Below are 23642 nucleotides of genomic sequence, written 5' to 3' on the forward strand. Positions count from 1 at the left end.
GTTTCAGGGCGTGTGTTTCAAAACCCTGGGATCACGATGCTCAAGCGGCTCAGGTCGAGTCGGCCGGCGTCGTACGAGCACGAGCGCTCTCGGTCATCATGGCCTTTTGTTCCTGCTGCGTAATCTCGTCGGCAATCTGTTCGCCGACGCTCTCCCAGCCCTGTGAAAGCGTTCGTATCAGCGCCGGGTAGCCGTCGTCATCGAGCGGGCGCTCGATCTCGAAGGGCTGTTGAGTCAGCAGATTGCCGCCGGCATCGCGCAGCTGATACTGCCCGGCCAGCACCGCCATGCCGTCATAGCGCCCCTGAAAGCGAGACAGCGATACTCGCACGCCGGTATCAGCGCGATCACCGGCCAGGGTCTCGCCCAGTACGCGATGATCCTTCAACCGGCCGCTCAAGGTACGTTGCAGGCTGCGGGTGAGCTGGGCACTCAGGCTATCGGCCCATAGATTGGCCTGGGCCTCGTTCACCTCGATGTCGCTGGTCTGATAGACCACCCCCTGGCCGTCAAGATAGTCGGCCAGCCGCACCGATGAGACCGCCACGGTCGGGGCGCTGTCGGGTAGCGAGACGCCGGGTTCGGGCGCACGCTGATCGGCCAGCGGCAGCGTATAACGGTGAAACTCGGTGGCCTGGCCGGCACATCCGGCCAGCGCCGTGAGTGCCACAAGTGCCGCGCCGCGCCAGGACGTGTGGAGAAGTTGCATCATCATGGGCGTGCCCTCGGTTGCGGATCCTGAATCTCGCCGCGGTTAAAGATCAGCGAATTGGGTTTCTCGCTGATGGTGCGCGCAGCCGGTTGCAGCGAGCGCATCAGCTGCTCAAGGCTTTTCAGTGTCGAGGTCAGCTCACCATAGGCCGGTGCCTCGCTCGAGTAGCTCGACAGCGTCTGCTCGATGCTGCGCAGCGTGCGTTGGACATCGCTGGGCAGACCACGAGTGCTTTCGTCATTGAGCACTTCATTGAGGCTGCTGGCCGTTTCATTGAGCTCCTTGATCAGCGATTCGGAGCTGGCCAGGGTCGAATCCAGACGGTTGAGCGACGACTCGACAGGCAGATTGTTGAGCTTGTCGAGCAGGCCGGTGACCTTCTGTTCGATCTGGGCAAAGCTGCCGGGTTCGCTGGGGAAGACGGTCACACCGTTGTATTCCGTGAGCGTCTGTTCAGGCGGATTGTCCACGAAGTTGGTGTCCACAAAGAGCGCGCCGGTAAAGAGATTGCCGGTCTTGAGCGAAGCGCGCAGGCCATGGTCAAACATGGCCTTGATGCGTGCCCGCCAGTCCTTGAGTGACTCCTCGTCCACCTTCGCCTGCAGTCGCTGAGGCTCGATGCGGATCAGTACCGGGATGCGGAACCCCTCGACCTGGTTTTCCTGCAGCAGATCGATGCGATAGGGCACGGTATCCACGGTCCCGATGCGTACACCGCGGTATTCAACCGGTGCCCCGCGCGACAACCCGCGCACGGTGTCATCGATCATGACCACGTAGCGCAGATAGTGGCTGAAGCTGCCCTGCAGCGCGTTCTCTTCATCGCTGTACAGGGAAAAGACCATATTGCTGTTGGCCCCCACCGGTTCGCCCGGCGGAATATCTTCCGGTACGCCAAAGGTCACGCCGCCACTGACCAGCGACTCCAGCGAGCCCAGTCCCAGCGAGAAGCCTTCGGAGGTCAGATCGAAATTGATGCCTGACGCCAGCCAGAAGCGGGTATTGCTGGTCACCAGATCCTCATAGGGTTCCTGGATGAAGAGCTGATAGTGCACGACGCGGTCTTCGGTATCGAACTCGAGGTTTTCGACCCGGCCGACGGTAAAGCCCTGAAACAGGACCGGGTCACCGACGTTGAGCGAACCGGCGGCGGCGCTGGTCAGGTGCAGCCGCAGTCCCTTGGCATCCGGCGGTGCGACAGGAGGCTGTTCCAGCATTTCAAAGCTCTCCTGGGCATTGTCCGAATGCCCCGGCTGCAGCTGGATATAGGCCCCCGACAGCACGGTGTTCAACCCGCTGATGCCTTCACGACCGATGCGAGGCTTGACGACCCAGAAGCGGGTCTCTTCGTTGAGCAGGCGGTCGGTGCCCGGGTTCATGCGTGCCTTGATCACGGCATGAGAGGTGTCTTCCGACAGCGATACCGAGGTGACCTCACCAACATCGACGTTGCGCGCCTTGATCATGGTGTTGCCGGCATCAATACCTTCGGCATTATTCATGATCAGCGTGATTTCCGGCCCGCGTGAGGCGAGCGTGTGATAGAGCATCCAGCCGCCGATCAAAAGCGCAATCAGCGGGATCAGCCAGACCGGAGAAATATGTCGGTGCTTCTTTCGCTGCGCGGTGGTCTCGCTCATTGCCCCGTGTCCTGTGCTTTCCCTGCAACCACCGGCTGAGGGGATAATGTGGAAATGTCGTTGTTTTCAAGGTCCGGATGATCGGCGGCGTCCCAGATCAGGCGCGGATCAAAGCTCATCGCGGCGATCATGGTCAGGATCACCACACCGCCGAAGGCGATGATGCCGGGCTCGGCCGAGACATGCATCAAAAGCCCCAGCCTGACCAGGGCTGCCAGCAGGGCCACCACGAAGACGTCGATCATCGACCATCGGCCGATGAACTCGGTAATCCGATACAGGGTCATGCGCACCTCCGGTCGCCATGGCTGTGGCCGGCCAACCTTGATGCACAACCAGAAAAGCGCCAGCAGCTTGGCCACCGGAATGACCACACTGGCCAGAAAGATGATGGCTGCAATGGGGTAGTCGCCGTGATCGATCAGCAGCAGTACGCCGCCAATGACGGTCTGGGTGGTCGTGTCATTGAGACTCGAGACGGTCATGATCGGCAACACCATGGCCGGAATGTAGAGCAGTACCGAAACCACCAGCAGTGCCAGAGTCTTCTGCACGCTGTGGCGTCGGCGCATGTGCAGTTTCTCGCCGCAGCGGCGGCAGTAGCACGCCCGGTGATGATGGTAGTCGTTGACCGTGCCACAGACCGGGCATCCCACCAGCTTCTGTGCCTGCGCGGTTTTTCCGGTGCGCGCATGTTCCGGCGGTGGCGGCTCCGGGGCCATGACACTCCAGAGCCAGTCGCGATCCACGCTGCGCGAGATCAGTAGCATCAGGACCACGAACAGGCAAAAGGCCCAGAAGGAAACGCCAAAGCCGATGCTGGCCAGTGACAGGATCTTGACCAGGCTGACCAGCACGCCGATCAGGAACACATCCGCCATCATCCAGTGTTCAATGTGGCGCAGGGTGCGCAGCATCAGCATGCCACGAGGCGGGCGATGGCCCAGCAACAGGGCACCATGGAGGATGATCACCATGCCCAGATAGAGCATCGGCAGCAGCAACAGCACCATCCACAGCACCACGGCCAGCACGGTGTAGTTGCCGGTCGACAGGATCGTCATGGCATCGGTCAGACTGATGGCGCGCTCGAACCCGCGGGCAGAAAAGGAGATGAACGGAAAGGCCAGCGAGGTGACCAGGGCCACCACGGCGGCAATTGCCAGCGCCAGCGCATGCTGGGCCGGGGCACGCTTTCGCGTCATCAGCTCATGCTGGCAGCGCGGGCAGCGGGCGCTTTCCGAGCACGCCAGCGGCGGCACGATACTGACGAGATCGCATTCATGGCAGACCCGCAGGGGCCGCGAAGGCTCAGATAACGTGGTGATGGTTCTCTCCGAAATCAGCCCGGGTCAATTCCGTTCAGGACAGATGGATGATATCGGCCAGGGCGGGGCCGACAGTATTAATACCTTCAGACTATAGCCTGGCATGGCGTTCAGGCGCTGTCGCATGTCTCGAGCGTTTCTGCCCTCGGTGACGCCTCGGGGCCTGTAAACATTCATCATGGTACGTAAATAGCATCGACGGCCAGTGACGGCAAGCCGTCATGTGGCCGGCAAGGAACGCGTCAGTTCAAGTCGTTGCTCGGCTGATGCCAGAGCCGGTAATAGGCGCCCTCGGGATTGTCGAGCAGCTGTCCGGGTGCGCCATGTTCGATGATCTGCCCGGCCTGCATGACGACCACCTCATCGGCTCTGGCGATGGTTGAAAGCCGGTGGGCGACCACCACCATGGTGACCCGCCCCTTGAGACCGGCCAGTGCCCGATTAAGGCGCGATTCGGTCAGGCTGTCGACGCTGGCGGTGGCCTCATCGAGCAGTAGAATACGTGGCTGACGCAGCAACGCCCGAGCGAGCGCCAGCAGCTGGCGCTCGCCGGTGGACAGGGTCAGGCCCCGCTCGCCCAGAGGCGTGTCGAGCCCGTCGGGCAGACGGTCGATCAGCTCGCGCAACTGCGCTTCATCAAGGGCGCGCGCCATGCTGGCTTCATCGGCCTCAAGTCCCATCAGCAGATTGTCTCTGAGTGTGGTCGAGCGAATGAAGGGCTCCTGCGGAACGCTGGCCATCACCGTGTTGATCACCGACGGTGAGAGCGTCTCGATGGGACGGCCATCGAGCAGCAGACGGCCTTTGGTGACCGGCTGCAGTCCGCCCAGCAGATCCAGCAGCGTCGACTTGCCGCTGCCGGTATGGCCGACCAGCCCGATAAAGCGACCTTCGGGAATGTCGAGGGTGACGTCATCAAGCGTGTTGTGATCGGCACCGTGATGGCGAAACGCCAGTGTCTCAAGTCGATAGTCGGCTGACTCGATTGCCCGGTTATCGTCGCCGGCGGCCGCCTGCGGTCGGTCCAGCAAGGAGAGTAGCCGCGTGCCGGCCACGCCTGCCTGCTGAAAGATGTTAAAGCGCTGGGTGATTTCGATCAGCGGCTCGGAGACGCGCCCCAGCCAGGTCACGAAGGCGTAGAGCACGCCGATTTCTGCCCCGCCCACCAGACTGTCGACGCCATAACCGATTAAAAGCGCCGCCAGAATGATCACGCCCACCAGATCCAGCGCCGAGCGCAGCAACAGCGCTGAAATGCGGATGGTATGCAGCCGGGCGTGATACTGCGCCACGTTGAGATCGTGATAGCGCGCTCGAAAGCGTTCGGTCTGGTTGAAGGCTTGCAGCACGCTCATGCCGCCGATTGCCTCGTTGATGCGCGCATTCTGTCCGGCGCGCAGGCGGCGAACCTCTACGGCTGCCGGGCCGCTGGCGCGCTGATAGCCCCAGATGATCACGGCGGCGACCGGAATCAGGGTGGCGGCAATCAGCATCAGCTTCACATCCATCAGCGCCATGGCGATCAGGATGCCGATCAACAGCATCAGATTCTGCAATACGGTAGCCAGAAACTCGACGTAGAGCTCGCGCAGGTCATCGGTGTCGTTGGTTACCCGCGCCACCATTTCGCCGGTGGGCGTGGCGTCGTGGACGTGCTGGGGGAGATGCATGACGTGGCGAAAGACGCGTCGGCGCAGGGCATGCACGGCGTCGAGTGCAATGCGGGCAAAATAGAGCGTCTGCAGATAGCGCCCAAGCGCCGCCAGCCCCTGAGTCGCAACATACAGCGCCAGCAGCAGGGTCAGCGGCTCGACGCGAAGATCCCGCGGTACCAGATAGGTATCGATATAGTGCTTGGTCAGCCAGGGGCCCATCACATCCATGGCGGTGGCGGTCAGCAGCAGGACAATGGCCAGCAGCAGGCGACGGCGATTGTGCATGAGCGGGCGCAGCATTAATGCCAGCAGGCGACGATTGATCATGACGGCGTCTTCGTCGCGCGCATCTGCTGCTCCTGCCACAGCCGGGCGTAGTGCCCGTCTTGAGCCAGCAGTGCCTCGTGACGCCCCTGTTCGACCGCGCGGCCCTGATCCAGCACCACGATATGATCGGCGTGACGCACGGCCGACAGCCTGTGGCTCACGATCAGACAGGTGCGTTCGCGCTCCGCTTCCAGCGTGGTCAAAAGCTGCTGCTCGGTGGTCTGATCCACCGCCGAGAGCGTGTCATCCAGCAGCAGGATGGGGGCCGGGGAGAGCAGGGCGCGTGCCAGCGCCACCCGCTGACGCTGGCCGCCGGAGAGCGTCACGCCCCGTTCGCCGATACGAGTCTCGAGCCCATCGGGCAGACGTTCCAGATCCGGCCCGAAGGCGGCTGCCGACAGGGCGGCCCGAATCTCCTCGTCGCTGGCGTGGGGCACGCCCAGTGCCACATTTTCCCCCAGCGTTGCCGCAAAGAGGTACGGGTCCTGGGGCACATAGGCATACATCGCGCGCAGTGCGTCGAGCTGATAGTCACTCAGGGCCTGCTCGCCCAGGGTAAGTGTGCCATGTGTCAGCGGATACTGGCGCAGCAGCAGACGGATCAGGGTCGATTTGCCGCTGCCGGTAGCGCCGACGATCCCGACACTGTCGCCCGGGGCAATGGTGATATCCAGATCAAAAAGCGCCGGCGTGTTCGCCAGCGGATAGGTAAAGGTCTCGATATTGATGTGAAGCGCGGGAGAGGAGACCCGGGTCTGCGTACCTTCATCGCTGATGGTTTCGCGCTCATGGAAGAATTCGGTCAGCCGCCTCGCCGCCGCCTCGCCGCGCTGAAGGATATTGAGACACCAGCCCAGTGCGAACATCGGCCAGATCAGCTGGACCAGATACAGCGTAAAGCTGGTCAGTTCGCCCAGCGTGATCGCTCCGTCCAGATAGCGCCAGCTGCCGGCAACGATGGTGGCCAGCGTCGCGCTGCCCAGCGCCATAAACACCACCGGGTCGTAGCGTGCCTCCATGCGCTGCACCTGATAGTTGGCCCGGGCGTGTGCCTCGGCTCGTCGGTCAAAGTCTTCAATCTCGTCTTCGATCATCGAGTGCTGGCGCAGCAGCCGCAGTCCGGCAATCGCTTCCTGGGTGCGGTCGTTGAGCGCGGAAAAACATTCAAGCGACTGGCCGAAATAGCCCTGCACCCGGCTGGCCACCCGATAAAAGCCCCAGGCCATGAAGGGGAAGGGAATCAGCGCGATCAGCGCCAGCGGGGCGTCGATCACGAACATCATCATCGACAGCACCAGTGCAAGCGTCAGCGCGCCGTCGACACTGGAAAGCACCCCTTCACCGGCAGCCACTTCTACGGCATCGATGTCCTGCGTCGAGCGTGCCAGCAGATCACCACTGCGCCGCTGCTGGAAAAAGCCCGGGTCCAGCCGGGTCAGCTTTTCATAGAAGCGGTCACGCAGGGCCACGCCCAGCTGATAGGAGGCGCCAAAGAGCAGCATGCGCCACACATAACGCAGGCCATACATGGCCAGTGCCACCGCCACCAGTACGGCGGCACTGCGCCAGAGCCCGGGCATGCCGATGCGTCCCTCATTGAGGTCATCAATGATGCGTCCGGCCCACCAGGGCAGGGCCATGTTAAGCAGGCCCACCGCCAGCAGTGCCGTAATGGCCAGCAGATAGGCACGGCGATGAGTCGCCAGAAAATCAAGCAGCAGTCGGCGTAGCGCCATGGATTTGAATCGAATCAGAAGGGTGAACGGGATGAGGTAAAAGGCCAGTGTAACAAAGGGCGGTGTCTTCAGGCGGCCCCACAATGCATCGTGATCAGGAATTCACGTTGTCCGGCCTGTCGACGATGATTAGGCTATGACGCTTAACATCATGAGGATAGCGTCTTGTCGAAGACGATGAAACTTGCATGGGGCAGCCTGCTGGTGGGCTTTGCCGTGCTCGGACTCAAGACTCTGGCCTATGCGCTGACCGGTTCGGTGGCCCTGCTGTCGGACGCGCTCGAGAGCATGGTCAACGTGGTGACGGCCGTGGCGGCGCTGATCGCCATTCGGGTGGCCGCCATGCCGGCCGACGACAACCACCCCTACGGCCATCACAAGGCGGAATTCTTCAGCGCTGTGCTGGAAGGCGTGATGATCATCATCGCCGCCCTTTTGATCCTGCGCGAGGCCTTCACCGGCATCATGGACCCGCAGCCGCTTGAGCTGCCGCTGATGGGCATTGTCATCAGTCTGGTCGCCACCCTGATCAATGCCGTCTGGTCGCGCGCGCTGATTCGCGTCGGCCGGCGCGAGCGCTCGCCGGCGCTGGTGGCTGATGGCCGACACCTCTTTACCGATGTGGTGACCTCGGCCGGCGTTGTCGTGGGGGTGGTGCTGGCCATGACGACCGGCTGGTGGATACTCGACCCGCTGGTAGCGATCATCGTGGCCATTAACATTCTCTGGTCGGGCGCCAAGGTGATCCGTGAATCCTTGAGCGGATTAATGGATGAAGCCGTCCCACCCGATACCCTGGAGCTGATTCACCACGTCATCGCCGTGACCGGGGAGGGCGCCGTCGAGGCGCACGACGTGCGCACCCGCCATGCCGGGCGCGCCACGTTTGTTGATTTTCACCTCGTGGTCCCCGGCGAGACCACGGTGTTTCATGCTCATGAGATCTGTGACCGTATCGAGGCCGGGCTTCGCCAGGCGCTGGGCGAGGTGCGCATCACCATCCACGTCGAGCCTGAGCACAAGGCCGAGCACAAGGCCGCCGACATTGTTTTCGACTGACGGTTCTTGACTGACGGCGCATCGCCCTGCCGGCCTAGGGCACGCGGTTCAGCCACGTTTCACTTTGAAACTTCGACTCGGCCAGCGCCTGCGCGGCGCTCAGTTCCTCGGGGCGCACATCGTCAGGGGTCAGCGTAAAACGCTCGCCAAAGGAAGCCGCCATGCGCTCGATGATGGTCTCGCGTGACAGGCCGGTCTGACTTCGCAGCGGATCGACCCGCTTGCCGGCGCTGGCAATGCCCTTGTCTGAAAGCTTCTCGCGGCCGATGCGCAGCACCTTCATCATGCGCTCGGCATCGATGTCATAGGCCATGGTGACATGATGCAGCACCGCGCCGTTCAGGCGCTTTTGCGCGGCACCGGCCAGTTTGCCGCCCTCGGAGGTGATGTCGTTGATCGGCACATACCAGGCGCGGATGCCCATGTCGCCCAGCGCCTGAATCACCCACTCGTCGAGAAAGGCGTAGCTTTCAACGAATGACAGCCCCTCGACCAGCGTTTCCGGTACGACCAGCGACCAGGTGATGGTGTTGCCCGGCTCGACAAACATGGCCCCGCCCCCGCTGATGCGGCGCACCACCTCAATGTCGAGCGCTCGGGCAGCGTCCATGTCGACCTCGTTGGACAGCGACTGAAAGCTGCCGATGATCACGGCCGGCCGGTCCCACTCCCAGACGCGCAGCGTGGGCCCGCGTCGGCCTTCGGCGACTTCCCGCGTCAGCACTTCATCGAGGGCCATGTGCAGTGCGGGGGATTCCGGTGTGCGATGAATCAGGCCGAAGGTATGTTCGCGCCAGTCGGAGGCCCCGGCCAGCGCCCGGCGAATGACGGTGGCTATGGCAGGAACTGACAGGCCCACCATGACGGTGCCCTCCGGCAGCGCCTGCTGTATCCGTTCGGTCAGATCAGCCGTGCTCAGGGCGATGCTGGCGCCGGTCAGGGCCTGATTGATGGCGTCGAGAGCGTCATCGGGCTCAAGGAAGAAGTCTCCCGACAAACGCACCGAGGAGAGCCGTCCCTCGTCGAGGGTAAGGTCGGCCACCAGCAGCTTGCCGCCGGGGACCTTGTATTCGCCGTGGCGTGAGTCTTCGACCATAGTCTAAAATCCCGGTCCGATTTAAGGTTTCGGCAGTATAGACGGTCACGGTTCGTGGGCCGCTATCGCTGGATTCGATCCCCTGTTTCACACACGATGCCCCATGGCACGGCCTCTTTCAGAGCGCGTGCGATGAGTATTGGCTTTTTACTTTAACGTGCGAGGCGTCATGGTTCGTCATACCCATCCCCTGCTTGTTCTTCTGGCACTGGCGACCGGTGGCTTTGCCATTGGCACGACCGAATTTGCCACCATGAGTCTGCTGCCCTTTATTCAGCACGACATGCAGATCGACCCGTCGACGGCCAGTCATATCATCAGCGCCTACGCGCTGGGGGTGGTGATCGGTGCGCCGGTCATTACGGTGCTGGCGGCGCGTATTGATCGCAAATGGCTGCTTTTGATTCTCATGGCCCTGTTTGCGCTCGGCAATGGCCTGAGCGCGCTGGCTTCAAGCTACGGCTCGCTGGTGCTGTTCCGGTTTTTCAGCGGTCTGCCGCACGGCGCCTACTTCGGACTGGCCGCACTGATGGCGGCGTCGGTCGTGACCAGCGGCAAGCGCACGCGCGCGGTGGGCATGGTGATGCTGGGGCTGACGGTGGCCACCATCGTTGGCGTGCCGATGGCCACCTGGCTGGGCAATGCCGTGGGCTGGCGCTGGGGCTACTGGCTGGTTACCTTTCTGGCCCTGTTGACGGTGGTCATGATCGCCCTGTTTGCGCCCAAAACGGGGGTGGCCAGCGAGCGCAGTGCGAAAGGAGAGCTGAGGGCGCTGAAAAACGGGGCCGTGCTGCTGACACTGGCCATTGGCGCCGTCGGGTTTGGCGGCATGTTCTCGGTATATACCTATCTGACCTCGACGCTGGACAGCATCACGCAGATGACGTCAGCCACCATTCCGCTGGTGCTGGCCGTTTTCGGTCTGGGCATGACCATCGGCAACATTGTCGTACCGCGCTTTGCCGATCGTGCGCTGATGCCTACGGCGGGCGGACTGCTGATCTGGAGCGCGGTGGCGCTTGGCGCCTTCCCGCTGGTGGCGGGCAACCCATGGCTGGTCAGCCTTGATGTCTTTTGTATCGGTATCGGTGGCGCGCTTGGCACCATCCTGCAGACCCGGCTGATGGATGTGGCCGGCGAGGCGCAGAACATGGCGGCGGCGCTTAATCACGTGGCCTTCAACATGGCCAATGCCCTTGGCCCCTGGCTTGCCGGCCTGGCACTGGCGCTGGGCTTTGGCTTTCGCTCAACCGGTGTCGTGGGCGCGCTGCTGGCGCTGGGGGGGCTTGCCATCTGGAGCCTGGCGCGACGCCATGAGAAGCGTGCGCGCCTGGCCTGAGTACTGGCGCTGCTAGAGGCGAAGCCGCCCTTCGCCAATGACCACGGCCGTTCCGCCCACGTGAATGGCCGTGATCTGCCGGTCGGTTTTTTCGACCAGTACCGCGATACGGCTGGGGCGGCCCATCTCGATTCCCTGCTCGATCGTATATTCCAGCGTCCCGGTCTCTGATGACTGCTGTGCCAGATAACCCGCCAGCGGTGCGGCCGCGCTGCCGGTGGCCGGGTCCTCCACTACCTGATCCGTAATGCGCAGCTTGCGTGTTCTGATGCGGCCTGCCCCTTCCTCGACGTAGAGATAGACATTGGCGCCGTGCTCGCCCTTCAGGGTTTCCGGCAGCAGGGCAGGGTTGGCGTGAACCTCGGCCAGGGCGGCAGTGCTGGACAGTCTGATCAGATGAAAGGGCGAACTGCAGGTCGAGCCGATCAACGGCGCTTCAACCAGCGCCTCCGATGCCAGCCCCAGAAGGGCTGCGGCGTCCTGACGCGACAGCGGGCTCGGGGCTACGCTCAGAGGGTTGGGCGCACTGAGCCAGGCATGCGCACCGTCAAAGCGAATGGGCACCTCACCGGCTGGCTCGCGCAGGATCAGCGGCGTCTGATCGTCATGCCAGCCGATCTCGCGCAACAGCCACGCCGCACCGATGGTGGGATGACCTGCAAAGGGCAGCTCCTGATGCGGCGTAAAGATGCGCACGTCAAATACCCCCGGCATGGCGGTTGCGGTCATGAACGCCGTCTCCGACAGATTGAGCTCGCGTGCCATGCGCTGCATGGCACGCGCATTCAGGGCGCCGGCTTCGGGAAACACGGCCAGCGGATTGCCCTGAAAGGGCTGGTCGGTGAACACATCCAGCAACATATAGTCGAGAACGGATTCCCGCGGATCGATCACGCTATCAAGCGGCATGGCAGCTTTTCCTGCTCAAGGATTGAGTCATTTAGATAAGTTACAAAATGTTTCCGTACTTGTGAGGCCATGCTACCCTGCGGCGTATCACCGCATTATCTTAAGTTTAAACCAGGTTTTGCAGCGGTCTTCCATCGGCCCGGCCCATTGTTCGGCGCCCCTGTTATGGCATCGCTTTCAGTCGAGAACACCATGTCCTTTTATACTCCTCATGAAACCGCCGGACTGGCGGTCAATGCCGGCGTCAAGAAACACCAGACGCCTCTGTCATCGCTGATCATTCTGGGCATTCTGGCCGGTGCCTTCATTGCCGTGGGCTTTCTGCTCGATATTCGCGTGACCGGTACCATGCCTGCTGAATGGGGCTCGTTCAAAACCTTTATCGGTGCGGCCGTCTTTCCGGTCGGGCTGGTGCTGACCCTGCTGGCCGGTGGTGAACTGCTGACCGGCAACATGATGGCTCTGCCCATGGCGCTCTTTTCCCGTCGCATTGGCGTGAGCGCGCTGATACGCAACTGGGTCATCGTGACCGTGGCCAACTTCATTGGCAGTGTGGCGGTCGCCTGGCTTTTTGGGCATTTTCTGGGATTGACCGAAGGCGCCTTCCTGCACACGACGGTCGCCATTGCCAGGGCCAAGCTCTCGGCAGATTTCTGGCACGCCTTCGTGTCCGGCATAGGCTGTAACTGGCTGGTCTGTCTGGGCGTGTGGCTTGCCTGGGCCAGTCGCGATGTCGCCGGCAAGGTCCTTGGTATCTGGTTTCCGGTCATGGCCTTTGTGGCGATCGGCTTTCAGCACGTGGTGGCCAACATGTTCATCGTCCCGGCCGCCATTTTTGCCGGTGAAGTGACATGGATGGCGTATCTGCCCAACTTTGTGGCGGTCTTTCTGGGTAACGCCGTCGGGGGCGCACTCTTTGTAGGACTCGCCTACCATGTGGCCTACCGCCCGGCGAGCGCGGCCGCCGCTGCGGCAACCGTGACCCCGTCCACGCTGATGCGCGAGACACCGGAAAAGCGTTCCGAACATATCTGACATGACGATCTGACAAAATCCCGAATGCCTCGCTGATGCGAGGCATTTTTTTGATGCCGATAGAGCGCAGGGTTCATTTGCCGATGCAGAAGCTGCCGAAGATCTCGCCGAGCAGCTCATCGGCAGTGAACTCGCCGGTAATCTCCCCAAGCGCATCCTGGGCGGCGCGCAGGTCTTCAGCCAGCAGTTCGCCGGCCCCGGCACCGGTCAGTTGATCCGCACCGTGGGAGAGTGATTGCCCGGCGCGATCCAGTGCGTCGAGATGGCGACGGCGGGCCGAGAAACGCCCTTCACTGGTCGACTGAAAGCCCATTACCCCCTTGAGGTGTGCCTTGAGATGGTCCACACCGGCACCAGTGGTGGCGGACAGGCGAATCACCGGCGGCGTGCTGGCAAGGTCAGGCTCGCTGGTCTCGCCGCTCTCATCGATCTTGTTGCGTACCAGCGTGAGCTTTGAGGGGTCAGGCAGGCGCTCGACGAATTCGGGCCAGATTGCCATCGGATTGAGTTCACCGCTTTCGCGGCTGTCGACCATGAGCAGCACGCGGTCGGCCTTTTCGATTTCGGCCCAGGCGCGCTGCACGCCGATTCTTTCCACCGCGTCCGGCGTGTCACGAAGCCCGGCAGTATCGATGATGTGTAACGGCATGCCATCGAGATGGATATGCTCACGCAGCACGTCACGGGTGGTGCCGGCAATGTCGGTGACGATCGCGGTTTCCTGCTCGGTCAGGGCGTTTAAAAGGCTCGATTTGCCCGCATTGGGGCGCCCGGCGATGACCACGCTCATCCCTTCACGCATCAGCGCACCCTGAGCGGCGCTGGCGCGCACCTCGGAAAGGTTTGCCCGCACGCCTGCAAGCATCTCGGCAACCCGACCGTCACCGAGAAAGTCGATCTCTTCTTCGGGAAAATCGATGGCGGCCTCGACAAAGATGCGAAGCTCGATGAGGCTCTGGACCAGCGCCTGTACCCGACTCGAAAACTCGCCCTGCAACGAATGCAGCGCGTTTTCGGCCGCGGCGCGGGAGCTGGCCTCGATCAGGTCGGCAATCGCCTCGGCCTGGGCCAGATCGAGCTTGTCGTTCAAAAAGGCCCGCTCCGAGAACTCGCCCGGTCGCGCCAGACGCGCCCCCAGGGCCACGGTACGCTCCAGTAACCAGTCCATGATGACCGGACCGCCGTGGCCCTGAAGCTCCAGCACATCCTCACCGGTGAAGGAGTGTGGGCCGGGGAACCACAGCGCGATCCCCTCATCGAGCACCTGTCCGTCATTGCCCAGAAAGGGGCCATAGTGGGCGCGTCGGGGCTCGGGATCGAAGCCGAGCATGGCCCGGGCGATGTCAGCGGTTCTGGCGCCGGAGAGGCGGATGATGCCGACGCCGCCGCGCCCGGGCGGCGTGGCCAGCGCACTGATGGTGTCCTGATCGAGCATACGAATTCCGAAGGGTCAAAGCCGGCAGAGGCGGCATGAATGATAGGGCAACGATTGTCAGCGCTGGGACCAAACGCTGCAAGCGCCGGTCGATCGCATCGGTTAACCGGTGTGATCGTTGCTATAGTGGTTCGCAGGCTAATTGATACCGCAATACAGGAGAGCGTTCATGACCGAGCCGTTTCACTTTTATGAGCCGCGCAAGGGCCACGGCCTGCCGCACGATCCCTTCAAGGCGATCATTGCCCCGCGCCCGATCGGCTGGGTCTCGTCGCAAAATAGCGAAGGCGGGCTCAATCTGGCGCCCTATAGTTTTTTCAACGCCTTTTGTGCCGCGCCCCCGATCATTGGCTTTGCCAGCGCCGGCTGGAAGGACAGCGTGGCCAACATCGAGGCCACCGGTGAGTTCTGCTGGCATCTGGCCACGCGCGCCTTGGCCGAGAAGATGAACACCTCGAGCGCCAGCGTAGGCGCCGAGGTGGATGAGTTTGCGCTTTCCGGTCTGACGCCGGCAGCCTCAAAAGTGGTGAAGACGCCGCGCGTGCTGGAAGCGCCGGTATCTTTTGAATGCCGGTTGAGTCAACTGATCCAGCTTGAATCCGCCGATGGCGAGAAGCTTGATAACTGGCTGGTGCTGGGTGAGGTCGTGGGCGTGCACATCGATCAGCATCTGCTGGATGAGGGGATCTATCAGACCGCGATGGCCGAGCCGATTCTGCGTGCCGGCGGGCCCACTACCTATTACACCATCAACGAGAGCGTGCGCTTTGATATGGAGCGCCCGGACAACTCGGGTCAGTAGGGCCGAACTGGTCACGTCTTGCACCCGTTTTGACACAGAAAGGGCCGGCAATTGCCGGCCCTTTTGATTTTCTCGCTTTTTATCTTCTCACCAAAAGCGATCAGCCCTTGAGCACGCCGTCCACCAGCGCCTTCGCTTCTTCCTGAATGCGCTTCAAATGATCTTCGCCTTCAAAGCTTTCAGCGTAGATCTTGTAGACGTCTTCGGTGCCCGAGGGACGTGCCGCGAACCAGCCAGCCTCGGTTTCTACCTTGAGGCCACCGATGGCCGCACCGTTGCCGGGGGCTTCGGTGAGCTTGCGGGTGATGGCATGGCCGGCAAGCTGGGAGGCGGTAACCTGCTCGGGGGAGAGCTTGCCCAGGCGGGCCTTCTGGTCGCGGTCGGCCGGGGCATCCACGCGGGCATAGACCGGTGCGCCAAAACGCTCGGTCAGCGCCTGGTAGCGCTCGCCCGGGTCCTTGCCGGTCACGGCGGTCATTTCCGCCGCCAGCAGGCCGAGAATGATGCCGTCCTTGTCGGTCGACCAGGGCTGGCCATCAAAGGTCAGAAACGAGGCGCCAGCGGATTCTTCACCGCCAAAGCCGAGGCTGCCGTCCATCAGACCATCCACGAACCACTTGAAGCCGACCGGGACTTCGACCACGGACTTGCCGATGCCCTGAGCGACGCGGTCAATCATCGACGACGATACCAGTGTCTTGCCGATAGCGGCCTGATCGTTCCACTGCGGGCGGTGAGTAAAGAGGTACTCGATCGCCACGGCCAGATAATGGTTGGGATTCAAAAGACCGGTCGAGCGGGCCACGATGCCGTGACGGTCATGGTCGGTGTCGCAGGCAAAGGAGACGTCGAAGCGGTCCTTGTTCTCGATCAGACCGGCCATGGCGTAGGGCGAGGAGCAGTCCATGCGGATCTTGCCGTCCCAGTCCAGGCGCATGAAGCGAAAGGTCGGATCGACGGTGGTAGAGATCACTTCCAGCGGCAGCTGATAACGCTCGGCGATGCGCGTCCAGTAGTGCACGCCGGCCCCGCCCAGCGGGTCAACGCCAAAGGTCAGCCCCGAGTCCCGGATCGCGGCCATGTCGATGACCCTTTCAAGGCCCGAGACGTAGCTGTCGATGAAGTCAAAGCGCTGTGTGGTGGGCGCCTTGAGAGCCTCGGCATAGCTGACGCGCTTGACGCCTTCAAGATCGTTGGCCAGCAGTTCGTTGGCCCGCTCCTGAATCCATTTGGTGATGCCGGTGTCGGCCGGACCACCGTTGGTGGGGTTGTACTTGAAACCGCCATCCACCGGCGGATTGTGCGATGGTGTGATCACGATGCCATCGGCCAGATCGCTGGTGCGATCGCGATTGTGGTTGAGGATGGCATTGGACAGCGCCGGCGTGGGCGTATAGCCCGGCTCGCCGCCCGTCTCTTCACAGCCGGCATCAATGCGGGTCTCGACATGGTTGGCAGCCAGAACTTCAAGGGCGGAGACAAAGGCCGGCTCGGACAGCGCGTGGGTGTCCATGCCGATGAACAGCGGCCCGGTGATGCCCTGCTCATGACGGTAGTCACAGATCGCCTGGGTGGTGGCCAGAATGTGCCACTCGTTGAAGCTCGTTTTCAGCGATGAGCCGCGATGGCCGGAGGTTCCGAAGGCCACCTGCTGGGCGGGATCCGACACATCAGGACGCTCGCTGTAGTAGCGCGACACCAGACGCGGCAGATGGGCAAGGCGTTGCTCGTCGGGCTGCTGCCCTGCATTGGGATCGATGCTCATCTCTTCATCCTTTGAGAAGCGTGACGACAAATTTACGCGCCATTCTAGCAGGCGCGTTGCAGATGCCTCTGTGCCTTTTTGTGATGTCTCAGTCAGGGCTGTCCTGAACGGTCGTATCCAATCCGATGCCGAGCCGGGGCGCCGAGTGGGTGAGGGTCCCCAATAGTGATCAGCTCCATACCCCTGCTGCGGTCGGGCCGGGAATGGTCTTGCGAGTGCAGGCCGGTACGGCAGGGCCGCCTACTGATATTCGCTGTGGGCCAGCGGGGTCTGCACGCCCGGGGCCATCTGCTGGCGCCACTGTTCGCGACAGAAGCGAAAGCGCTCGGCCGGACGGCCGCCGGTGGTGGTATCCACGGCGCCGGTCGGTACCACCAGGCCGGTGCGATCCAGCGTGCGGCGAAAGTTCTGCTTGTGTAGCCGGCAGCCGATGATGGCTTCAATGGTCAGCTGCAGCTGAGACAGGGTGAAGTGCTCGGGCAGTAGATCAAAGATGACCGGTCGATAACGCAGCTTGCCGCGCAGACGGTCCATGGCAGTAGCAAGAATGCGACGGTGATCGGACATCAGGGGCTCGCCCGGTAGAGAGGTCACGACCTCGACGTCGTCATGACGCTGTGCCTCCGAGGCGAGTCCGGCTTCGTATAAAAGCTCAAAGCGCTCAAGCACCCGGGTGTCTACCCAGCGAGCGCCGTTCAGGCCAAAGGCCAGCTGTGCGCGCTGGCGCCTCGCCTCGCGGGTGGCCTCGTCCGGAGCTTCATTTGTCCAGCGGGACAGCGCCGGGGCGATGATCATGTCGATGATCGCCGGGCGACCATGGCGATAATCCTCCCACGGAAAATGGTCATACCAGCTGGCCCAGAGCGTCTGCTCATCACGTAGTGCCTGCTGCTGCGAGACCAGCCCCAGATGGCCGATGGAGATATGACGCGTGATGTCACCGGGCGCATCCGGTTGAAGGCGGTCCTGATCACCGAAGGTGTAGAGCTGCTCGACGTAATCCAGTGCCAGACCGGTCTGGCGGGCGACACGGTCGCGCAGGCCCAGTTCGAAGGTACGGTGGCGGCGGGGGTCGAAATCGCCTGCCGGCAGCATGGGCGCCCGGCAGCGATCAAGGGAACGGGTGAGCAGGACGGTAGGGGTGGCCGACTCCATGGCAACGACGACGGCGGAGAGTTCGATGGCAATGACAGTGCTGTCTGGCATGGTGACGGCCCGGGGCATTCCGTGATCGGCAGGTGGTTTAGGCGGCACTATTGTGTCACAACCGCCCGCATGGCGGATAAAGAAAAACCCCTGCCGTGGCAGGGGTTTTCAGTGTGGCGAATGCCACGTACGGCCTAGACCGTCTTTTCCTTTTCAACATCACTGTTTTCGATGCGCCTGGTGATGAAGTACTGCTGCGTGATCGAGAGCAGGTTGTTGGTAATCCAGTAGATCACCAGACCGGCCGGGAACCATAGGAAGAAGAAGGTGAAGACGATCGGCAGCATCTTCATGATCTTCGCCTGAGTGGGATCCGGCGGTGTCGGGTTCAACTGCTGCTGCAGGAACATGGTCAGACCCATGATGATCGGCAGGATGAAGTAGGGGTCCTGCGCTGACAGGTCATGAATCCAGAGCATGAACGGCGCGTGGCGCAGTTCGATCGATTCCATCAGCATCCAGTACAGTGCAATGAAGACCGGCATCTGAATCACGATTGGCAGACAGCCACCCAGAGGATTGATCTTCTCCTTCTGGTAAAACTTCATCATCTCCTGCGACATCTTCTGACGGTCGTCACCGTGCATTTCCTTGATGCGCTTCATCTCGGGGCCCATCTTGCGCATCTTGGCCATCGACTTGTAGGCGGTGGCAGAGAGCGGGAAGAGCACGGCCTTGACCAGTACGGTCAACAGGATGATGGAGAAGCCCCAGTTGCCGATCAGCGCATGGATATGCGTCAGCAGCCAGAACAGCGGGTTGGCCAAAAACCACAGCCAGCCGAAATCAACCGTCAGCTGCAGGTACGGGGCCACGGCTTCAAGTCGATCATGTTCCTTGGGACCCATATAAAGGGTCGCCGAGAGGTCACCGGTCTGACCCGGTGCCACGGTTTCGCTCGGGCTGGCAAAGGCCGCCACGTTGCGTCCGCGCTGGTCAACGTCAGCGTAATACAGGTTCTGCTGATCCTGATTGGGTGCCCAGGCGGTCGTGAAATAGTGCTGGATCATGGCCACCCAGCCACCACGAACGTCCGTGTTATTGAACTTGCCGTTCTGGATGTCTTCGAAGCTGACCTTCTGGTAGTGATCGTCCGGCGAAGAGAAGGCCGCGCCCAGGTAGGCATGCATGCCCACACCGGCACCGCTGGTCGGATCATCGCTGTTGTCACGGGCCAGCTGGCCGATAAAGCGCGCACTGACAGGCGTTTGTGAGGTGTTGTCGATCAGATAATCGACCTTCACCTTGTAGCTGTCGCGCTCGAAGGTGAAACGCTTGATGATGTCCACGCCGTTGACGGTTGCCCGCATGTCGACCTGAAGCGTCTTTTGATCATCGCCCAGCTGGTAGCGGGTTTTTTCGGGGGTGAAGGTAATCCGCCCCTTGTGGCCTTCCATCTGCAGTCCGGAGCGCGCGATGTAGCTGCGGCGCTGGTCATCGGAAAGCAGAACGAAGGGCGCATCGCTATCAAGGCGCTGTAGATGCTTGGGCAGGGCGGCATAGACAACATCGCCACCGCGCGGGTCGATGCGCAGGTCAAGGGCATCGGTGCGAACACTGATCAGACTGGTGTTCTGAGCGTCAGCAGCGCTGTCGGGACTGTCAGTCGTGTTGCCGGGCTGCGGGGTGCTGGCACGCTCACTGGCCGTGTCGGGTGCATCAAGCGACTGCTCACCGGGTTCAACGTCACTGCTTTGCTGGGACAGGGCGGGAGGCGCTTCATCCGGCAGGTCGTTTTGCCCGTGATCATTGCTCCATTGAATGATCATCAGGTAGGCAAGTACGGCCAGCGGGATGACAAAAAGAAGTCGTTTCAGATCCATTGGGATTGCCCGGTGGGAAAATGTCGACGCGGCGCAAGAAAACGACGGGTCGCACTCGACGGTTCGTCGCGCCTCGTATTATTGCTGATGCTCCGGCTGGCGTTTAACGTCCTTTTCAAGACGTCGCCACATGCCGTGAAGCTGTCTGGCCAGTGTTTCCGAGTCGATCTCGTGTACGCCCTTGCGTGACAGCACAACGATATCCACGCTCGGCAGCCACTGCTGGCGCAGTCGCACCGATTCTCGAGTCAAACGCTTGAGACGGTTGCGATCCACGGCTCGGCGTACGTTCTTCTTGCTGAATACCAGCCCTACACGAACGTGACCTAGATCGTTCGGCGTGGCGAGTGCGAGAAGCCCCTTGCCGTGAATTCTGAAACTGGCATGTTCGAAAACATGACGGTATTCCCCGGCGGTCAGGATTCTGAGACCGCGGGGAAATCCCTGATTGGTCATAAGCTGGACCGATCCTTTCGAGGGATCAGGCACTCAGGCGCTTGCGACCCTTGGCACGACGACGCGAAATGACCTGACGGCCGTTCTTGGTGGCCATACGAGCGCGAAAACCGTGGTTACGCTTGCGCTTGAGCACGCTGGGCTGGAAAGTACGTTTCATGGTTGCGATTCCCGAATTGAGACTTGAGTGATCGGTGACACCGATGCCCTCAAAATCGAGGCGCACGGGGGTCAAGAGCCGGGATTCTAGAGAATTCAACGAAGACGTGCAATTTTTATCCACTCATCGAAACGACCGTTCTGTGCATAACTTTGTGCACAAGACGGTGCCATGATTTTTTCAGGGCCCGCCGTATGACCCGGAGAAGCCCGGACAGCGAGTATAAGGTTATCCACAGGGGGTTCCAGCTACTATCCCGGTGTGGATAACCTGATGCGCGGGCGTTACACTACTGCCCCATTTGCACGACTCACCATTAATAGAGGTCGCGTGTGTCCATCGCTCTCTGGCAGCAATGTCTTGACTATTTACAGGATGAATTGAGCTCTCAGCAGTTCAACACCTGGATCCGTCCCCTGCAGGCCGAAAGCGGTTCCAGTGACCACGAACTCTCCCTGCTGGCCCCCAATCGCTTTGTGCGTGACTGGGTCAATGACAAGTATTTAAAGCGTATCAACGAGCTGATGCGCGAGCTGGCTCAGGGTCGTCCGCCGAAGGTGTCGCTGGACATCGGCAGTCGCCGCACGGTATCCAATCCCGTATCACGGTCGGCGGATGCGCCGCAGCAAAACGGTTCTGCACCACAGGGCAGTACCGCTGCGCGCACTCAGGAGAGCTGGTCTACGGGCGTGACCCGTACGTCTTCGGCGCCCATGCCGCCTTCGCCGCCAACCTCGCCTCGTGGCGACTATCAGGACGAGCGTGAAATCCCCGCGGCGCCGCCTTCCGGCAACACCATGGGTGGACGACGCAGCGACAGTGGCGAGCGCCAGGTGCAGGTCGAAGGCAGCATCCGCCATCAAAGCGGTCTCAACCCGGGTTTTACCTTCGAAACCTTTGTCGAGGGCAAGTCCAACCAGCTGGCGCGGGCTGCATCGCGCCAGGTGGCCGAGAATCCCGGTGGCGCCTACAACCCGCTGTTCCTTTATGGCGGTGTGGGTCTGGGTAAAACGCACCTGATGCACGCCGTTGGCAACCACCTGGCCGGTCTTCGAGACAACGCCCGGGTGGTCTATCTGCATTCCGAGCGCTTCGTGGCCGACATGGTCAAGGCGCTGCAGCTCAACGCTATTAACGACTTCAAGCGCTTTTATCGCAGCGTCGATGCGCTGTTGATTGATGACATTCAGTTCTTTGCCGGCAAGGAGCGCTCTCAGGAGGAGTTCTTCCATACCTTCAACGCCCTGCTTGAAGGCGGCCAGCAGATGATTCTGACCTCGGACCGCTATCCCAAGGAGATCAGCGGTGTCGAGGAGCGCCTGAAATCGCGCTTTGGCTGGGGCCTGACGGTCGCCATCGAGCCGCCGGAGCTTGAAACGCGCGTCGCGATTCTGATGAAAAAGGCCGAGCAGGCCAAGGCGGATCTGCCGCACGATGCTGCCTTTTTCATCGCCCAGAAGATCCGCTCCAACGTGCGCGAGCTGGAAGGCGCGCTCAAGAAGGTGATCGCGGACTCCCACTTCATGGGGCAGCCCATCAATCAGGAGTTCATCCGCGAATCGCTCAAGGATCTGCTGGCGCTGCAGGACAAGCAGGTGGGCGTGGATAACATCCAGCGCACCGTGGCCGAGTACTACAAGATCAAGGTGGCCGATTTGCACTCCAAGCGCCGCTCGCGCTCGGTGGCCCGCCCGCGGCAGGTCGCCATGGCGCTGGCCAAGGAGCTGACCAACCACAGTCTGCCCGAGATCGGTGATGCCTTCGGCGGTCGTGATCACACCACGGTGCTGCATGCCTGCCGCAAGGTGGTGGAGCTGCGCGAAGAGAACTCCGATATCCGCGAAGACTACAAGAACCTGCTGCGTCTTTTGACCAGCTGATGACCAGGCGTCTGGCTGATGCCACGCCCTCATCGGCGGTGACCGACATGACAACACTGTGGCCGGAACAAGAGCCTGAAAAGAGTGGAGCCCCATGAAATTTTCCATTTCGCGTGAAGCCCTGCTGCGCCCGCTATCGCTGGTAGCGGGCGTGGTTGAGCGCCGTCAGACCCTGCCGGTGCTCTCCAATGTCCTGTTAACGGTCAGCGATGACGAACTGTCGCTGACCGGTACCGATCTCGAGGTCGAGCTGATCGGTCGCGTCGCGCCCTCGAGCATCGAGGAAAGCGGCGCGGTGACCGTCCCGGCGCGCAAGCTGATGGACATCTGCAAGTCGCTGCCCGATCAGTCCGAGATTACCCTGGCCATCGAGGAGGGCCGGGCGCTGCTGCGTTCGGGGCGCTCGCGCTTTACGCTGTCGACCCTGCCGGCGGCCGAATTCCCAAGCATCGATGAAAATCAGGGCAGTACCGAACTGACCCTGCCGCGGCGCACCCTCAAGCAGCTGATCGACGCCACCGGTTTTGCGATGGCGCAGCAGGACGTGCGCTATTATCTCAACGGCATGCTCATCGAGCTGCGCGATCATCTGGTCCGCACCGTGGCCACCGATGGCCACCGTCTGGCGGTCTGCTCACGCAGCGCGGATATCTCGCTCGAGGAACCGCAGCGTCTGATTCTGCCGCGCAAGGGCGTGGTGGAGCTTTCGCGCCTGCTCGATGACAGCGACGAGCCGATCACGCTCATGCTGGGGGCCAGCCATCTGCGCGTCCGCACCGGGGCCTACACCTTTACCTCGCGGCTGGTCGATGGCAAGTTCCCCGACTACGAGCGGGTGATCCCCAAAGGCGGCGACAAGCAGATTCTGGCCGAGCGTGGCGAGCTGCGTCAGGTGCTCTCACGAACCGCCATTCTTTCCAACGAGAAGTACCGTGGTGTGCGGCTCAATCTGGAAGCGGGTAATCTGCGGGTGCTGGCCAACAATCCCGAGCAGGAAGAGGCCGAAGAGAACGTGGCGATCGACTACAGCGGCAGCGCGCTGGAGATCGGCTTCAACGTTGGCTATCTGATCGATGTGCTCAGCGTGCTGGACACCGATCAGGTTCAGCTGACGCTGTCCGATCCCAACAGCAGTGCGCTGCTGGAAGCGCCCGGCGGCGGCGATGCCATGTACGTCGTCATGCCGATGCGGCTCTGACGTTTTTGCGCCATCGCCTGCCAGCTTGTCTGCCACACCAGCGCCCGGCATCGGTCGGGCGCGCGTCCCTTCGGGATCGTC

At 61.8% G+C, this 23642-nt stretch carries 19 protein-coding genes; 6 read left to right on the plus strand and 13 right to left on the minus strand.

The features are described 5' to 3' along the window. Positions 1 to 49: 49 nt before the first annotated feature. From B9H00_RS09625 to B9H00_RS09645, 5 genes are all read right to left on the minus strand, one after another. Positions 50 to 715 (minus strand): PqiC family protein, encoded by a 666-nt coding sequence (locus tag B9H00_RS09625; RefSeq protein WP_086900471.1) that lies wholly within the window; start codon positions 713 to 715, stop codon positions 50 to 52. Next, on the minus strand, positions 712 to 2352 hold the full coding sequence (gene pqiB, locus B9H00_RS09630) for an intermembrane transport protein PqiB (RefSeq protein ID WP_086900472.1): 1641 nt from the start codon (positions 2350 to 2352) through the stop codon (positions 712 to 714). Before pqiB ends, B9H00_RS09625 begins: the two co-directional genes overlap by 4 nt. Next, positions 2349 to 3698 carry a paraquat-inducible protein A gene (locus B9H00_RS09635; protein ID WP_086900473.1) on the minus strand — a complete coding sequence of 450 codons (1350 nt, stop codon included), beginning with the start codon at positions 3696 to 3698 and terminating at the stop codon, positions 2349 to 2351. Before B9H00_RS09635 ends, pqiB begins: the two co-directional genes overlap by 4 nt. Positions 3699 to 3922: 224 nt before the next feature. Continuing rightward, on the minus strand, positions 3923 to 5662 hold the full coding sequence (locus B9H00_RS09640) for an ABC transporter transmembrane domain-containing protein (protein WP_086900474.1): 1740 nt from the start codon (positions 5660 to 5662) through the stop codon (positions 3923 to 3925). Next, positions 5659 to 7398, minus strand: a complete 1740-nt coding sequence (locus tag B9H00_RS09645; protein WP_086901807.1) for an ABC transporter ATP-binding protein — start codon at positions 7396 to 7398, stop codon at positions 5659 to 5661. The genes B9H00_RS09640 and B9H00_RS09645 overlap by 4 nt, the downstream gene beginning before the upstream one ends. A gap of 177 nt (positions 7399 to 7575) precedes the next feature. On the opposite strand from B9H00_RS09645, the gene B9H00_RS09650 reads away from it, so the two are divergent. Further along, a complete protein-coding gene (locus B9H00_RS09650; protein ID WP_218919316.1) occupies positions 7576 to 8457 on the plus strand; it encodes a cation diffusion facilitator family transporter in 882 nt (293 codons plus the stop codon). Between the two features lie 34 nt (positions 8458 to 8491). Here the strand turns inward: B9H00_RS09650 and B9H00_RS09655 are convergent, their stop codons facing one another. Next, complete coding sequence (locus B9H00_RS09655; protein WP_086900476.1) at positions 8492 to 9553, minus strand: lipoate--protein ligase family protein; 1062 nt, start codon at positions 9551 to 9553, stop codon at positions 8492 to 8494. A gap of 169 nt (positions 9554 to 9722) precedes the next feature. On the opposite strand from B9H00_RS09655, the gene B9H00_RS09660 reads away from it, so the two are divergent. Further along, positions 9723 to 10892 carry an MFS transporter gene (locus B9H00_RS09660; protein WP_086900477.1) on the plus strand — a complete coding sequence of 390 codons (1170 nt, stop codon included), beginning with the start codon at positions 9723 to 9725 and terminating at the stop codon, positions 10890 to 10892. Between the two features lie 12 nt (positions 10893 to 10904). Here the strand turns inward: B9H00_RS09660 and B9H00_RS09665 are convergent, their stop codons facing one another. Then, a complete protein-coding gene (locus tag B9H00_RS09665) occupies positions 10905 to 11801 on the minus strand; it encodes a PhzF family phenazine biosynthesis protein (protein ID WP_086900478.1) in 897 nt (298 codons plus the stop codon). A gap of 192 nt (positions 11802 to 11993) precedes the next feature. On the opposite strand from B9H00_RS09665, the gene B9H00_RS09670 reads away from it, so the two are divergent. Then, positions 11994 to 12836, plus strand: a complete 843-nt coding sequence (locus tag B9H00_RS09670) for a formate/nitrite transporter family protein (RefSeq protein ID WP_086901808.1) — start codon at positions 11994 to 11996, stop codon at positions 12834 to 12836. Between the two features lie 73 nt (positions 12837 to 12909). On the opposite strand, the gene mnmE is transcribed toward B9H00_RS09670, so the two are convergent. Beyond that, positions 12910 to 14271, minus strand: coding sequence for a tRNA uridine-5-carboxymethylaminomethyl(34) synthesis GTPase MnmE (gene mnmE / locus B9H00_RS09675; RefSeq protein WP_086900479.1), 1362 nt, complete (start codon positions 14269 to 14271; stop codon positions 12910 to 12912). A gap of 169 nt (positions 14272 to 14440) precedes the next feature. Between mnmE and B9H00_RS09680 the strand changes: the two genes are divergently transcribed. Then, positions 14441 to 15073 (plus strand): flavin reductase family protein, encoded by a 633-nt coding sequence (locus tag B9H00_RS09680; RefSeq protein ID WP_086900480.1) that lies wholly within the window; start codon positions 14441 to 14443, stop codon positions 15071 to 15073. A 100-nt stretch (positions 15074 to 15173) separates the two neighbouring features. Here the strand turns inward: B9H00_RS09680 and pgm are convergent, their stop codons facing one another. The 5 genes from pgm to rpmH all read right to left on the minus strand — a co-directional run bounded on the left by pgm (position 15174) and on the right by rpmH (position 20483). Beyond that, on the minus strand, positions 15174 to 16838 hold the full coding sequence (pgm, locus tag B9H00_RS09685; protein WP_086900481.1) for a phosphoglucomutase (alpha-D-glucose-1,6-bisphosphate-dependent): 1665 nt from the start codon (positions 16836 to 16838) through the stop codon (positions 15174 to 15176). A gap of 240 nt (positions 16839 to 17078) precedes the next feature. Beyond that, positions 17079 to 18044 carry an NUDIX hydrolase gene (locus tag B9H00_RS09690; protein WP_086900482.1) on the minus strand — a complete coding sequence of 322 codons (966 nt, stop codon included), beginning with the start codon at positions 18042 to 18044 and terminating at the stop codon, positions 17079 to 17081. A 134-nt stretch (positions 18045 to 18178) separates the two neighbouring features. Beyond that, on the minus strand, positions 18179 to 19867 hold the full coding sequence (yidC, locus tag B9H00_RS09695; protein WP_086900483.1) for a membrane protein insertase YidC: 1689 nt from the start codon (positions 19865 to 19867) through the stop codon (positions 18179 to 18181). Between the two features lie 78 nt (positions 19868 to 19945). Continuing rightward, positions 19946 to 20323, minus strand: a complete 378-nt coding sequence (gene rnpA, locus B9H00_RS09700) for a ribonuclease P protein component (RefSeq protein ID WP_086900484.1) — start codon at positions 20321 to 20323, stop codon at positions 19946 to 19948. Between the two features lie 25 nt (positions 20324 to 20348). Beyond that, positions 20349 to 20483 (minus strand): 50S ribosomal protein L34, encoded by a 135-nt coding sequence (rpmH, locus tag B9H00_RS09705; protein WP_086623304.1) that lies wholly within the window; start codon positions 20481 to 20483, stop codon positions 20349 to 20351. A 332-nt stretch (positions 20484 to 20815) separates the two neighbouring features. Between rpmH and dnaA the strand changes: the two genes are divergently transcribed. Together dnaA and dnaN are read left to right on the plus strand one after the other, a co-directional pair. After that, complete coding sequence (gene dnaA, locus B9H00_RS09710) at positions 20816 to 22363, plus strand: chromosomal replication initiator protein DnaA (RefSeq protein WP_086900485.1); 1548 nt, start codon at positions 20816 to 20818, stop codon at positions 22361 to 22363. Positions 22364 to 22457: 94 nt separating this feature from the next. Further along, a complete protein-coding gene (dnaN, locus tag B9H00_RS09715; protein WP_086900486.1) occupies positions 22458 to 23561 on the plus strand; it encodes a DNA polymerase III subunit beta in 1104 nt (367 codons plus the stop codon). The last annotated feature ends 81 nt before the right edge of the window (positions 23562 to 23642 follow it).

Source organism: Kushneria marisflavi, from assembly GCF_002157205.1.
In the GTDB taxonomy this organism is placed as follows: Bacteria; Pseudomonadota; Gammaproteobacteria; order Pseudomonadales; family Halomonadaceae; genus Kushneria; species Kushneria marisflavi.

What these genes read in the sequence shown, in the direction of transcription:
- B9H00_RS09650 (WP_218919316.1), top strand. Translation starts at nt 7,576, where the DNA reads ATGAAACTTGCATGGGGCAGCCTGCTGGTGGGCTTTGCCGTGCTCGGA.
- B9H00_RS09690 (WP_086900482.1), bottom strand. Translation starts at nt 18,044, where the DNA reads ATGCCAGACAGCACTGTCATTGCCATCGAACTCTCCGCCGTCGTCGTT.
- mnmE (WP_086900479.1), bottom strand. Translation starts at nt 14,271, where the DNA reads ATGCTCGATCAGGACACCATCAGTGCGCTGGCCACGCCGCCCGGGCGC.
- B9H00_RS09670 (WP_086901808.1), top strand. Translation starts at nt 11,994, where the DNA reads ATGTCCTTTTATACTCCTCATGAAACCGCCGGACTGGCGGTCAATGCC.
- dnaN (WP_086900486.1), top strand. Translation starts at nt 22,458, where the DNA reads ATGAAATTTTCCATTTCGCGTGAAGCCCTGCTGCGCCCGCTATCGCTG.
- B9H00_RS09660 (WP_086900477.1), top strand. Translation starts at nt 9,723, where the DNA reads ATGGTTCGTCATACCCATCCCCTGCTTGTTCTTCTGGCACTGGCGACC.
- B9H00_RS09640 (WP_086900474.1), bottom strand. Translation starts at nt 5,662, where the DNA reads ATGATCAATCGTCGCCTGCTGGCATTAATGCTGCGCCCGCTCATGCAC.
- yidC (WP_086900483.1), bottom strand. Translation starts at nt 19,867, where the DNA reads ATGGATCTGAAACGACTTCTTTTTGTCATCCCGCTGGCCGTACTTGCC.
- B9H00_RS09625 (WP_086900471.1), bottom strand. Translation starts at nt 715, where the DNA reads ATGATGATGCAACTTCTCCACACGTCCTGGCGCGGCGCGGCACTTGTG.
- pgm (WP_086900481.1), bottom strand. Translation starts at nt 16,838, where the DNA reads ATGAGCATCGATCCCAATGCAGGGCAGCAGCCCGACGAGCAACGCCTT.
- B9H00_RS09655 (WP_086900476.1), bottom strand. Translation starts at nt 9,553, where the DNA reads ATGGTCGAAGACTCACGCCACGGCGAATACAAGGTCCCCGGCGGCAAG.
- B9H00_RS09680 (WP_086900480.1), top strand. Translation starts at nt 14,441, where the DNA reads ATGACCGAGCCGTTTCACTTTTATGAGCCGCGCAAGGGCCACGGCCTG.
- pqiB (WP_086900472.1), bottom strand. Translation starts at nt 2,352, where the DNA reads ATGAGCGAGACCACCGCGCAGCGAAAGAAGCACCGACATATTTCTCCG.
- rnpA (WP_086900484.1), bottom strand. Translation starts at nt 20,323, where the DNA reads ATGACCAATCAGGGATTTCCCCGCGGTCTCAGAATCCTGACCGCCGGG.
- B9H00_RS09665 (WP_086900478.1), bottom strand. Translation starts at nt 11,801, where the DNA reads ATGCCGCTTGATAGCGTGATCGATCCGCGGGAATCCGTTCTCGACTAT.
- B9H00_RS09645 (WP_086901807.1), bottom strand. Translation starts at nt 7,398, where the DNA reads ATGGCGCTACGCCGACTGCTGCTTGATTTTCTGGCGACTCATCGCCGT.
- rpmH (WP_086623304.1), bottom strand. Translation starts at nt 20,483, where the DNA reads ATGAAACGTACTTTCCAGCCCAGCGTGCTCAAGCGCAAGCGTAACCAC.